Source organism: Kaistella polysaccharea, from assembly GCF_020410745.1.
Lineage (GTDB): Bacteria > Bacteroidota > Bacteroidia > Flavobacteriales > Weeksellaceae > Kaistella > Kaistella polysaccharea.
In genome coordinates, this window is sequence record NZ_CP084528.1 from 2215411 (window position 1) to 2227450 (window position 12040).

General features: G+C 37.3%; 11 protein-coding genes and 2 tRNA genes. 7 read left to right on the top strand and 6 right to left on the bottom strand.

Annotated features, from left to right (window positions below; translation table 11 throughout):
- Positions 1-58: 58 nt before the first annotated feature.
- Positions 59-982: a citrulline utilization hydrolase CtlX gene (gene ctlX, locus LC814_RS10345; RefSeq protein ID WP_226063853.1), complete on the bottom strand. Its 924-nt coding sequence runs from the start codon at positions 980-982 to the stop codon at positions 59-61.
- Between the two features lie 145 nt (positions 983-1127).
- On the opposite strand from ctlX, the gene LC814_RS10350 reads away from it, so the two are divergent.
- The gene (locus tag LC814_RS10350) at positions 1128-2114 is read left to right on the top strand and encodes an isoaspartyl peptidase/L-asparaginase family protein (protein WP_226063854.1); all 987 of its coding nucleotides are present in this window, start codon (positions 1128-1130) and stop codon (positions 2112-2114) included.
- Positions 2114-2776: a copper homeostasis protein CutC gene (locus LC814_RS10355; RefSeq protein WP_226063855.1), complete on the top strand. Its 663-nt coding sequence runs from the start codon at positions 2114-2116 to the stop codon at positions 2774-2776. The genes LC814_RS10350 and LC814_RS10355 overlap by 1 nt, the downstream gene beginning before the upstream one ends.
- Before the next feature lie 10 nt (positions 2777-2786).
- Here LC814_RS10355 and LC814_RS10360 read toward each other — a convergent pair whose 3' ends face one another.
- On the bottom strand, positions 2787-3701 hold the full coding sequence (locus LC814_RS10360; protein ID WP_226063856.1) for a dimethylarginine dimethylaminohydrolase family protein: 915 nt from the start codon (positions 3699-3701) through the stop codon (positions 2787-2789).
- A gap of 276 nt (positions 3702-3977) precedes the next feature.
- On the opposite strand from LC814_RS10360, the gene LC814_RS10365 reads away from it, so the two are divergent.
- Positions 3978-5483 (top strand): trypsin-like peptidase domain-containing protein, encoded by a 1506-nt coding sequence (locus LC814_RS10365; protein ID WP_226063857.1) that lies wholly within the window; start codon positions 3978-3980, stop codon positions 5481-5483.
- Between the two features lie 50 nt (positions 5484-5533).
- Here LC814_RS10365 and LC814_RS10370 read toward each other — a convergent pair whose 3' ends face one another.
- Genes LC814_RS10370 through LC814_RS10380 form a run of 3 tightly spaced genes read right to left on the bottom strand, consistent with a single transcriptional unit; the run spans position 5534 to position 8993 of the window.
- The gene (locus LC814_RS10370) at positions 5534-5977 is read right to left on the bottom strand and encodes a hypothetical protein (protein ID WP_226063858.1); all 444 of its coding nucleotides are present in this window, start codon (positions 5975-5977) and stop codon (positions 5534-5536) included.
- Positions 5978-6358, bottom strand: coding sequence for a Rid family detoxifying hydrolase (locus tag LC814_RS10375; protein WP_226063859.1), 381 nt, complete (start codon positions 6356-6358; stop codon positions 5978-5980). It lies immediately after the preceding gene.
- A gap of 49 nt (positions 6359-6407) precedes the next feature.
- Entirely contained in the window at positions 6408-8993 is a 2586-nt protein-coding gene (locus tag LC814_RS10380; RefSeq protein WP_226063860.1) for a putative LPS assembly protein LptD, read from the bottom strand.
- A 52-nt stretch (positions 8994-9045) separates the two neighbouring features.
- Here LC814_RS10380 and LC814_RS10385 point away from each other — a divergent pair, with 52 nt between their 5' ends.
- The 4 genes from LC814_RS10385 (at position 9046) to LC814_RS10400 (ending at position 10901) form a co-directional block, all read left to right on the top strand.
- Positions 9046-10335, top strand: coding sequence for an N-acetylmuramoyl-L-alanine amidase family protein (locus LC814_RS10385; RefSeq protein WP_226063861.1), 1290 nt, complete (start codon positions 9046-9048; stop codon positions 10333-10335).
- Positions 10336-10395: 60 nt separating this feature from the next.
- Positions 10396-10467: transfer RNA gene (locus tag LC814_RS10390), tRNA-Glu, on the top strand.
- Between the two features lie 87 nt (positions 10468-10554).
- Positions 10555-10809 carry a 30S ribosomal protein S20 gene (gene rpsT / locus LC814_RS10395; protein WP_226063862.1) on the top strand — a complete coding sequence of 85 codons (255 nt, stop codon included), beginning with the start codon at positions 10555-10557 and terminating at the stop codon, positions 10807-10809.
- 20 nt (positions 10810-10829) lie between these two features.
- A tRNA-Glu gene (locus LC814_RS10400) sits at positions 10830-10901 on the top strand.
- 176 nt (positions 10902-11077) lie between these two features.
- On the opposite strand, the gene LC814_RS10405 is transcribed toward LC814_RS10400, so the two are convergent.
- On the bottom strand, positions 11078-12040 hold the full coding sequence (locus tag LC814_RS10405) for a YihY/virulence factor BrkB family protein (RefSeq protein WP_226063863.1): 963 nt from the start codon (positions 12038-12040) through the stop codon (positions 11078-11080).

Below are 12040 nucleotides of genomic sequence, written 5' to 3' on the forward strand. Positions count from 1 at the left end.
CTAAAGGTTTTTTGTTTTGTCAGTTTTTTCAGAATATAACTGAAACTTATAATTTGATTTAATTCTTCGGTAAAAAAACTTCCGCCAACATGCAACGGGCACTTCCGCCACCATTAGTTTCAATGGTATTTAAATCAGAATAAATAATTTCGCAGTAGGATTCTATCTTTTCTATTTGTTCGGGTTCTAATGATTTATAGGCCGTTTCACTCATCACCAAAAATTGCGTTCCTTCTGTATTTTGAACTTGAAGCATATTTCCTGCAAACTGCTGCATTTGATCTTCAGAAATTTCGATAACCTCTTTATTGGTTGTTTTAATGACTTCCTGTACTTTTTCTCTTTCCATTTCATCATCAATACAATCCAGGCAGATCACCACGAATTGCTCCGCAACACACATCATGACGTTGGTATGATAAATAGGAAATCTTTCGTTTCCTACATTTTGAAATGAATGAAAAACAACTGGCGTATAATCATATTTTGCGCAGAAATCCCGGAAAAGTTCTTCGTCTAACCGCAATGAGACAGAACCGTAGGCAATTTTGTAATCATGATCGAAAATCATGCTTCCTGTTCCTTCCAAAAATTTATTTTCGTTTTCAGAACCCGATCGGTCATCGATTTCAGAAATGCTAAATCCCTCGTTTTTAACTGCGTCTAAAATATCAGAACGTCTTTCTACGCGGCGATTCGGTGCAAACATTGGGTAAAGTGCAACGCTGCCGTCTTCGTGAAAACTTACCCAGTTGTTGGGGAAAATCGAATCCGGAGAATGGGGTTCTAAAGTATCTTTAATGGTAATCACGTTGATGCCTTTAGCGCGTAATTTGTCAGCAAAATTATTAAATTCTTCAAGTGCTTTTTCCTGAGTAGACGAATTTTCAGAATTCACCTGGAAATAATTGTTTTCGGCAGTTTCAGAATTAAAGCCGAAAGCAACAGGCTCAATCATCAAAACGGTGTCAGTTGTCTGCATATGATATTTTATTTTAGGCAAATTTAACACTTCATAATGACAGAAGTAAATCCTGTGTGCATTATTTTACCTAAATTAGATAAATTCAATTTTTCTGAAAAAGAAAACCCCTGGATTTTTAAGTCAAAAGATAATAATCATAAAAATGTCAACAAGAAGAAAATTTTTACAGCTTTCTGCACTGGCTTCGGCGGGAACTTTGCTTGCCTCTTGCCTCCCGCAAAAATCTGGTTTTCAAATTTCTAAAAATCCGCGCAAACCTGTTGTACTTTCTACATGGCGATTTGGCCTTGAAGCAAACGCTGAAGCCTGGAAGATTTTAGGAAATAACGGTAAAGCTTTGGATGCTGTAGAACAGGGAGTGCGAATTGTTGAAGATAATCCGGAAGAAAGAAGTGTAGGTTATGGCGGACGACCAGATCGAGATGGGAAAGTAACGTTGGACGCCTGTATTATGGATGAAAATGCAAATATAGGAGCAGTAGCTTCCCTTGAAAATATAAAAAACCCCATTTCTGTTGCACGAGCGGTAATGGAGAAAACACCTCACGTAATGCTCGTAGGCGATGGCGCTTTGCAATTTGCTTTGGAGCAAGGATTTCAATCCATGAATCTGCTCACGCCAGAAAGTGAGAAAGAATGGCGAGAATGGTTGAAAACTTCCACTTATTCTCCGGTAGCAAATATTGAAAATCACGATACGATTGGTATGATCGCACTCGATGTACACGGCAATTTATCTGGTGCATGCACCACTTCCGGCATGGCTTTTAAAATGCATGGAAGAGTAGGAGATTCACCGATTATCGGTGCCGGGCTTTTTGTAGATAATGAAATCGGAGCTGCAACAGCAACAGGACACGGCGAAGAAGTCATCCGAACTTGTGGATCCTATTTGGTTGTGGAAATGATGCGCCAGGGAAGATCGCCACAGGAAGCTTGTGAGGAAGCGGTGAAAAGAATTCATCACTTTATTAGAAAAGGTGGACGAAATGAAAAAGAAATCCAAATTGGATTTATTGCGCTCAACAAAAATGGCGAAACCGGCGCTTTTTGTCTGCAGAAAGGATTTAATTACGCAGTTCACGATGATAAAAATAATGTTTTAATAGACGCTAAAAGCTTACTATAATGCTAGAAATTGCTTGCTTTGAAATAACTTCTGCCGAAACTGCGCTCCAGTCAATGGCTGACCGAATAGAATTCTGTGCAGATATTGACCTCGGCGGTACAACGCCCGATTTTTATGAATTTCTCCATTTAAAAAGGCATTATTCAACTCCGGTTTATGTCATGATTCGGCCGAATGGTGGACCTTTCTATTATACCGACGCTGAATTTATTGAGATGAAAAGCAGTGTGATCACTTTTAAGGAAGCAGGTGCAGATGGTTTTGTCTTCGGGATTTTAGATGCTCATAACGAAATTGACGAGGGGAAAAATAAGGAACTTCTGGAATTGGCCGGTGATGTTCCGTGTACTTTTCACCGTGCATTTGACCGTACGGCAGATTTGGAAAAATCCATTCAAACTTTAATTAAATTGGGCTTCCGAACCGTATTGACATCAGGTGGCAAAAAAAGTGCGCTCGAAGGGAAAGAAAACCTTAAAAACTTAATTGAAAAATACCAGCATAAAATCGAAATTTTAATTGGCGGTGGCGTTCGGTCCAATAATCTAGCAGAAATTCGCAAATTTACGGGTGGCACCAGTTTTCACTCTTCTGCAATTCTCAAATATGATACTTTTGTGACGACAGAGGAAATTAAAAAATTAAAGCAACTCAGTTTCTAAAATTTAAAATTTAATCGCGCACTAAAGGAAGTGTAGAACATCTAAGTAAGCCACCCATTTTAGAAATTTCACGGTAAGGAATTTCTTCAACCGTCATTCCCCAAACATCTCGCAGATGGTTATTCATTCGGGTAAACGCTTTATCGGAAACAACAACTTGGGGTGAAATTGAGAAAATATTGGGATACATTTCAAACATTTCTTCATCGGTAACGTGGAAACAATTCTCTTCCCCGAAAATATCCAGGATTAATAAATAATCGCTTTCATCAACAAAACCGTTTTTGTAGATAATACATTTATCGGTTCCGATTGGATTAAAGGTGCAATCTAAGTGTAGAATACCTTTGTACGGTTCTCGGTCGTTTTTCTTCAGTTCAAAATCAAGAATTCTTTTTTTCGGAAAATATTCTTTAAGGATATTAATTGCATATTCATTTGTTCGCGCCGTCTTAAAATTTCTATAATCTTCTGAAAAACAAGTTCCTACAAAGATAAAATCATTCCATACAATGACGTCGCCACCTTCGATGTGAGCCGTTTCGGGCAAATTGATAATGTCCCGCCATTTTACTTTTTCGAAAATTTTTCGGTAAGCTTCCTGTTCATCAGCTCGATCTGCAATAACATTGGAAATAATCATTTTATCATCAATCACGAATGCAACATCGCGTGCGAAAACCTGATTATAATCCTGAATGACTTCTGGTCGGAAAACCTGTACATTATATTTTTTCAGTACTTTTTCGAATTCTGACATTTCCATAATAATATCTTTTTCGACGGGATATATTCCTTTTTCGATGGTATTATAGGATTTCGCATCGTAACTCTCTGCTAAGGTAGGAACTGCGCCCAATGAATTTGGCTGTCCTAAGACAACAGATTTTAGAGTGCCGGTTTCATTCTTGATGTTGAGTTTCATAAAAAAATTCGTTTTGTATGATATTGTAATTTTAGCTGAATGTAGGAAAGATTCAAATATAAGAAAGATAAATGAAGGCACACACTTGCCAAAGAGATACATTGAATAAATTAATGATGAGCACTGGCGTTCTAACTCTTAAAGAAAATCTAAATTACGGGAAATCATGTTAAATATTGGTTAAAATTGAAACAAACGATTTTTTCTTTATACTCATTTAGCATTAAATTTGTTAATCAATTAACCTCAAATAACGTTTTAAATTATATAATGAAGATGAAAAATACTTTAAAAAAACTTATCCCATATGCGGTAGTCGGAGTAATGTCTGGTGCTACTACGTTTGGGGCCTTTAGTTACTTCAATCAAAATAATCAAGGTTCAGACTTTTCTTACTTTGCACCCAAGAATACCGATGCAAAATATGCCTCCTTTAATATGACAGGAGTAGGTGATGATTTTGTGAAAGCTGCCAAAATGACCGTTCCGGCTGTTGTGAGTATCAAAAATTTTTCAGCCAAAAAAGGAAGAGGAAATGAGCAGGATTTATTCGATTTATTTTTTGGCAATCCAAGACAACAACAGCAGCAACAAACTCCTCCTCCTAACATGCCAACAGGAATGGGATCAGGAGTTATTATTTCCCCTGATGGTTATATTATTTCTAATAACCATGTCATCGCGGGCGCGAACAAATTAGAAGTTGTTCTATCCAACAAAAAATCATATATCGCAAATTTAGTGGGAACGGATCCAACTACAGATATTGCTCTTTTGAAAATTGAGGAAAAAGGTTTGCCCTATTTAAATTTTGCAAACTCAGATAATGTGGATGTCGGTCAGTGGGTTTTAGCGGTCGGAAATCCGATGGGTTTAAATTCTACAGTAACCGCTGGAATTGTTTCCGCAAAAGGCAGAAGTATTGATTTACTGAGCCAAAACTCCAGAACACCAATCGAAAGCTTTATTCAAACTGATGCCGCGATTAACCCCGGAAATTCCGGTGGTGCGCTTGTTAATCCAAATGGTGAACTGATCGGAATCAATTCTGCAATCTCTTCAAAAACGGGATATTACGAAGGTTACGGTTTTGCTGTACCAGCAAACTTAGCGCGAAAAGTAGTTGAAGATATTAAGAAATTTGGTTTAGTTCAACGTGGATTTTTAGGAGTGCTTTCAGTAGATCTATCAAATCCGCAATCTGTGGCCGCTTATAACAGAGAGAAAAAAACAAATCTGAAACAAGGTGACGGTGTTTACCTTATTGAAGTCGTTGCAAAAGGTGGTGCTGAAGATGCAGGCCTTAGAAATGGTGATATTATTACCAAAGTTGACAACACGGTAGTTTCAAGTTATTACGATCTTTCTTTTGCGGTAGGAAGTAAAAGACCTGGCGATAAAGTGATGGTAACTTACCTTAGAAACGGAAAAGTAAATACAGTGAATGTTACTTTGAAAGATCAACAAGGAGGAACCGCACTTCGAAGTAAAGCTGATCTTTCTGTAACAGAAAAAATTGGTGCTGAGTTTGAGCCTTTATCAGAAAAATTCAAAACTGATTACGGTTTAAACAGTGGTGTTGTAGCCAAAAATGTGCAGGACGGAAGTGAGATGGCAAATATTGGAATCGTTGATAATTACATCGTAATTGAAGTTAATGGAAAACCCGTAAATTCTCAGAAAGATATTGAAAAACAACTTCAGTCTTACAAAGGAAACGTACAAATTAAATACGTCGACGAATACGGTCGAATGACTACACGAGGATTTAAAATGCCTTAGTAATTGACAAATATTAAAGTAGAAACGCAACAGTTAAATGTTGCGTTTTTTTATTGTAAAGCTTTTCGTTTCTTTCGTTTTTTCCTTTCGTAGAGAACTTCTGTGATTTTTCCTCCGATCCAGGCGAAGGGGAAAAAGGTCAGAAAAATGAGTATTTTGTAGAATGTTGGATGATAAGGGAAAATAATAATGTCCAACATGGCCATAAATAAAAGGATGAATCCAATTAAAATAGCGTAAGCTACTTTAGCATATTTTACAATAATTGCCGTAACAACGCCACCAACTGTAGCTGCGATCCCGGATGAAATAAGAAGTGCTACAAAAAAGTAGGGTTTGTGTTCCATTTTTTTAAGCAGAGATTCCCAATGCTGGAAAGGGGCAAATTCTTCGTACGTAATCCACGCTGAATTCAGGCGAATCCCGAGCGATATGAGTAAACCTGCGACCGCCAATCCCGTAAGAACTGCAAATGTATTTCGAAGGAAATTCATTTAAAATTGATGTGCGATCATTGAAATTTCAATTTCTACATTTCTTGGCAAACAGGAAACCTGTACAGTTTCGCGCGCTGGATAATTTGCAGAATCCAGATAAGAGGCATAAATATCATTCATGGCCGCAAAATCATCCATATTCTTCAAAAAGATGGTCGCTTTTACCACATTGCTGAAAGTTAAGCCAGCTTCAGTAAGAATGAACTGTAAATTTTTCATCACCTGATGTGTCGCCTTTTCAATGCCTTCTTCAATCTTTCCCGATTCATTGTTAAAGGGAATTTGTCCAGAGATATAAAGAATGCCGTTCACCATGTTGGCTTGTGAATATGGGCCAATTGCTGCAGGTGCTTTTTCAGTAGATATAATTGTTTTCATGGTCTTGTTGCTTTTGGCAAATATAAAACTTAAGTTTTATAAATTAAAATTAAAAAGGTGCGTTTGGTTGCGTAAAACTGCGGTCTTTATATTTTAGAGCATCGCGCAGAATATTGGCCTTAATTCCAATGAAGAAATCGTATACTTTGTATTGGCCGAAAGGAATCCAGTTGAAGTTAATCGTAAAACTTCGCTGGTCTCGGGAGAAGCCTATTTGCGTATTTGCAATTTCTTTCGTAATGATATCATAATACAGATTTCCCGTAAGATTCCAGTACGGAGTTAAGCGAATACTGCCGTCTAAACCAAGAGAAGCGACATTGTTTCCAAACCGTGTTAAGCTTCTGGTATAGCCATACTGCGCATTGATGTTTAAGGTCCAGGGTTGCGTAAAACGGGAATAATTATCTTCATCAAAAAAGTAATTTTCATTCCTGATTTCCCCTTTTGTCTTATAAATTTTCGCTGGTTCTTCCCGTTCTCCAAAAATAGCGTCGCTTAGGGGATAAGAAAGTTGCGCATTAAATCCTTGCACACTAAAATAGCCAAATTTTTCAGTTCTGATTCCTCTTTCTTCTCCTGGCGCAAATAAAATTTGGTAAGGTTCTAATGTTAAGTTGGTGTTCAGATTAAGTTTTTCAAATAAAGTGGTTTGGCCGCTGAAGCTGAAAATGGACCACTTATATTTTGGAGCCGCAAAATTATAATTGGTGTTAAAGTTTAAACTTTCGAAGATTTTCAATTTTTTTACACCGGTGGAATCTTTCTTCGACTTAATTTTCATCTCCAGATTATTATTGATTGAAAAGCTGAGCGCTTGCACGAGTCCCGAATTTGGTGAACCGACAATTCCGCGGTCGAAAATAGAGTAGGGCGTCATCTCGCCTCGATCACTGTAATAATTTTTATAATAACCGAAGGAAGGCGCAGAAAAATCTGGTGAATAATTGAAACCAATTTGTGGCGTCATCATGTGACGAATCGCCTGGATTCTTGAATCTTTTTTAAAGTTTAGCATTCCGTAGAGCACTGTTTGTAAACTTGCACTTGTGGAGAAAGAGGAATAGCCGGCAATTTTATTATTTAAAATATCTACAACTTTATTTGTCAGTGGATTGTAATTTCGAGTCAGCGTTTTGGTTGTTAAGGCATTATCAATATTTGCCGACAGCGAAAATGTAAAATACTTGGCAATCGTTGTATTGGTTCCCAAAGCGATATTATTTTTCACGCCGGTCTGCATTTTTTCCCACATAGCTTTTGTGAAAAGTTCACCTTCATCGGTCTGCACGAAATTATTCAAATTCAAACCTGTGTTCACTGTAATGTTTTCCAAAAGTCCCTGTCGGATTCCCGTTTTTGGTTTGAATAGATAAAACTGATTGATGGCTACATTTAAAACCGGCAATTTTAAATCGGCCAAGCCGGTGGAAAAGTTTTGAGAATAGGACGATGTTCCAGTGATAGTAATAGGCAAAGTAAGAAACCTTTTAACAATACTTACGGATGAATTTTGCTGCGCGTTCAGGTTATTCTGATTAAATGCATAATTATTATTGACCGTATTGTTATAAAATTTGTTGCTCACAACATCCACAGATGCTGAGAAGTTTAAGAAAGGATTGGCTTTGGAATCTTGTTGATGACGCCACGCAATTCGGTAGGTTCCCGTTTTAGAATAATCAGCTAATCCTTTAATTCCGCGCACGGTTGTACCGATATCAGCAGAGAAATTTCCGGTGTATTTATAGTTTTTCTTATAATTCACTTCTGGTCTTAAATTCCAACTCCCTTTCGTATAAATATCTGCGAGCACTTTCACGTCGAAATGCTCCCCGATCGGTTGATAATAGCCGATGGAATTCAGAAAAAACCCGACATCTTCCCGCTCACCAAAACTTGGAATTAAAATTCCGGCGCTTCTTTTATCCGAAAAAGGCAAAATAGCGAAAGGCAAAATCAGTGGTGTCGGAACCTGTTCTATATAAAGTTGAATGGGTCCGGTAATCACCTGCGATTTATTTTTCCCTTTGATCAGTTTAATGTTTGGCGCCAACAAGTAATAATCTGCAATGGTATCTTTTTTCTTGATGAAATATTCGTCGGTGGTGTATTTTCCTCTTCTCATAAAGAAGACAGAATCGTTGTATTTTTTTGTTTTTTCGGCTACAATAACGCCTTCACTTTCTTCTGTTCTTGCATTAAAAGCTATGGCTTGGCGGGTTTTGATATTGTAAGTAAACTCGTCGTATTCATAGGTTTTGCCTCCTTGAATTGCTACGGCGGGTTTTGTAATTTTTCCTAAAGAATCAATTTCACCGCGTGCAAAAACAAGAGATTTGTCCCAATCTATGGAAATATAATCGGCATCGATGGACAAGTCCTGATAATTTACATGTGCGTTTTTATTCAGGTAAGTCATTCTTTTCGGAATGTCATTTCGAATTCGGTCAGCCTTTGTTTTTACTACCGATTCCAGCTGTTCTTTGGGCAGAACCAAAGTATCTGTTTTGGCAATGGTATCATTAACTATCTTATTTCCAGCCAAATTTTGAGCCCCAAGATGTGCTAAAAAATTGTTAAAAATTAGGATAATTAAAATTAGTGGTATATTTTTGAAGCCAGTTTTGACCAAAGCGCTTTATATAAGTTGGCGTCAAAATTAATATAATTTTTAAAATTTACAGATGATTAATTATAGTTTTTCGTTTAAAAAATATTTCTTCCTCTTTTTCTGCTTCCTCTTTTTTCTTCCTCAGGCTCAAAAAAAATTCACACTCGTTCTAGATGCGGGTCACGGCGGAACAGACCACGGCGCAAACCGATATTATAGTGAGACAGGAACCTTGCGGGAAAAAGATGTTACGCTCTCCATTGTTTTAAAATTAGGAAGAATGTTGGAGAAAAATAAAGATTTTAAAATTATTTACACCCGAAAGATTGATGAATATCCATCATTAACCGACCGGACAACACTTGCGAACAGAAGTAAGGCTGATTTGTTCGTTTCCGTACATTGTAATGCAAATACCAGAACTTCTCCTTACGGAACCGAAACCTTTGTTCAGGGTCCAGACCAGAATAAAACCAATCTGGAGGTGGCAAAAGCTGAAAACGACGTAATTTTTCTGGATGAAAAAGACCGCGAAACCTTTGCTTCTTACGATCCAAAATCAATGGAATCTTTAATAGCCCTTAAAATTCAACAAAGTAAATATCTGGAAAGCAGTCTTCTTTTTGGAAGTTTCGTAGAAGGTAACTTCGAAAAGAAAGATAAACGTTTATCGCGCGGAGTGAAACAGCAAAACCTTCACGTTTTAAGACTCAATGCAATGCCTTCAGTATTAATTGAGACAGGATTTATCAGCAACTATGACGAAGCGATGTATTTGGGCTCAGAGAAAGGTCAGGATGAAATAGCAGAAAGTATTTACGATGCGATCATCAGCTATAGAAAAGCGATTGAAAGAAATGGTGGTGTATCAAGCCAACCAAAAGCCGCCGAAAAACCCGATGAGAAACCGCTGAAAAATGATTTCCGTATTCTGCTCATGTCGTCTCCGATGAAATATAATTTAGGTGATCCTGCGCTGAAAGGATTAAACTACATTCTTACCATTAAAGAGAACGATTTGTACAAGTATTATTACAGTGTGACCAATCTAGCCTCAGTTCGTGATAACAACCTTAAAACAGCTAAGGATGCAGGCTTTAGAAATTCAACGTCGATTTCCTTTATTCCAAACCAAAGATTGGGAACCGGCTCTTATACTTTGGAAGTTGCTGCGAGTGATCAAAAACTCAGTGCAAATTCCTATTTGCTGAATACTTTGAAAAATGTAACAAGAGTTAAAGAAAAAGGTACCTTTTACTACACTTACGGTAAATTCGCCACGTTAGAAGAAGCGGTAAAAACCCAGAAAGAGGTGGAGGAAAAAGGCATTAAAAATACAGTAATTCAAAAACTTTCCAGATAAAGCGGTAAGAGTGTTGCAGGATTAAAAGTTAATTAATATTTTTGCAGTCCTCAAAGCAAAGGCCTATTCGTCTAGTGGTAAGGACTCAAGATTTTCAGTCTTGCAACAGGGGTTCGATTCCCCTATAGGCTACAAAAACTGAAATTTTGAAAAGTTTTTTAAATATATTTTGTAATCAAAAAAGATTTTATATCTTTGCACCCAAGTTTTTAGAAAGATATGGCAAATCATAAATCAGCTCTGAAAAGAATCAGACAAAGCGAAAAGAAAAGATTAAGAAACAGATACTATCACAAGACTGCGAGAACAGCTTTGAAAGTATTTAAAAGCGAGGAGAATAAAGAGGCTGCTGCAGTACAGTTGCCATTGGTAATCTCTTTGTTGGATAAATTGGTGAAGAAAAACATCATCCACAAAAACAAAGCGGCCAACTTAAAAAGTAAATTGACCAAGCACGTTAATAATTTAGCGTAAACAAAAATACAAGACGCACTGGCCCGTTCGTCTATCGGTTAGGACCTCAGGTTTTCATCCTGGTAAGAGGGGTTCGACTCCCCTACGGGCTACGAAACTTCCGAAATTAATTTTTCGGGAGTTTTTTGTATTTAATGATTTGTTTCATTGCGGTATTAGATAGTACTTCTAAAACATTGATAAATGCCTAACTGGAAAGAAGTTTGCGCCAAGAAAGCAACCTCAAATAAGATTGCTATTATTTTGTGTAAATCTATTACTCAGTATATTAAGCAGTGATATTCTCAGTCTCCTGCAAAGACTTTAATTTGTCTAAAGAATTCTTTTTCTCTTTTTCATAAAGTTCTCCCGCATTCCATTTCGCGTGTTTAGAAGGGGAAATATGGTAGCCTCTACGCTGGGAATATACTTTTGTAAATATGGCACCGAAGAAAATGAGCATACAAGAATAATTAATCCACATCATAATAAGGATTACGGTTCCGGCCTTACCAAAGGTAGAAGTTGGTTTTAACTCGGCAAAATATAAACTAAGCAGGAATTTCCCGATGGTAAATAATACGGCCGTTAAAAGAGCGCCGGTCCAAACTGCTTTCCAGGAAATATCTACATCAGGCAAAACTTTAAACATAAAGGCAAAAACAGCTACTACTAAAACAAATCCCAGAACATAATTGATCAGCTCCATTAATAGATAGGTTTCCAGACCTAAACTTGCGGTAATGAAATTATTGAGCAAACTAATAAGAGAAGAAAGAACCATGGTAATCATTAATAAAAAGCCGATTACCAGAATCATTCCCAGAGAATTTACGCGATCAAGCAGAAATTTCACTAAAGCTTTTTTTGGTGCTGCTTCGACTTCCCAAAGGTTATTCAGCGATCTTTGAAGCTGGAAAAATATCGTGGTCGCTCCAAAAATAAGGGAAAGAACTCCCACCGTTTTCATGAAGAAATTTTGGCGGTCGATAAGTGCGCTGGCCAGCATCTCTTCAATACTTTTAGCGACCTCAGAACCCATCATGTCACTGATTTGATTTCCAATCTGTCCGCGTATGGCTTCCTGTCCGAAAAAATATCCTGCAATCCATATAATAATGATCAACAATCCGGGAATTGAGAATATAGCATAGTACGCTAAACTGGCAGAATCCTTTGCAGCGCTGGAATCAATCCAGACCATTAAGGTTTCTTTTAAGGTTTTCCAGAAGAAAAGTAATTTTTTCATCAT

What these genes read in the sequence shown, in the direction of transcription:
- LC814_RS10360 (WP_226063856.1), bottom strand. Translation starts at nt 3,701, where the DNA reads ATGAAACTCAACATCAAGAATGAAACCGGCACTCTAAAATCTGTTGTC.
- rpsT (WP_226063862.1), top strand. Translation starts at nt 10,555, where the DNA reads ATGGCAAATCATAAATCAGCTCTGAAAAGAATCAGACAAAGCGAAAAG.
- ctlX (WP_226063853.1), bottom strand. Translation starts at nt 982, where the DNA reads ATGCAGACAACTGACACCGTTTTGATGATTGAGCCTGTTGCTTTCGGC.
- LC814_RS10375 (WP_226063859.1), bottom strand. Translation starts at nt 6,358, where the DNA reads ATGAAAACAATTATATCTACTGAAAAAGCACCTGCAGCAATTGGCCCA.
- LC814_RS10365 (WP_226063857.1), top strand. Translation starts at nt 3,978, where the DNA reads ATGAAAAATACTTTAAAAAAACTTATCCCATATGCGGTAGTCGGAGTA.
- LC814_RS10405 (WP_226063863.1), bottom strand. Translation starts at nt 12,040, where the DNA reads ATGATGAAAAAATTACTTTTCTTCTGGAAAACCTTAAAAGAAACCTTA.
- LC814_RS10355 (WP_226063855.1), top strand. Translation starts at nt 2,114, where the DNA reads ATGCTAGAAATTGCTTGCTTTGAAATAACTTCTGCCGAAACTGCGCTC.
- LC814_RS10370 (WP_226063858.1), bottom strand. Translation starts at nt 5,977, where the DNA reads ATGAATTTCCTTCGAAATACATTTGCAGTTCTTACGGGATTGGCGGTC.
- LC814_RS10350 (WP_226063854.1), top strand. Translation starts at nt 1,128, where the DNA reads ATGTCAACAAGAAGAAAATTTTTACAGCTTTCTGCACTGGCTTCGGCG.
- LC814_RS10385 (WP_226063861.1), top strand. Translation starts at nt 9,046, where the DNA reads ATGATTAATTATAGTTTTTCGTTTAAAAAATATTTCTTCCTCTTTTTC.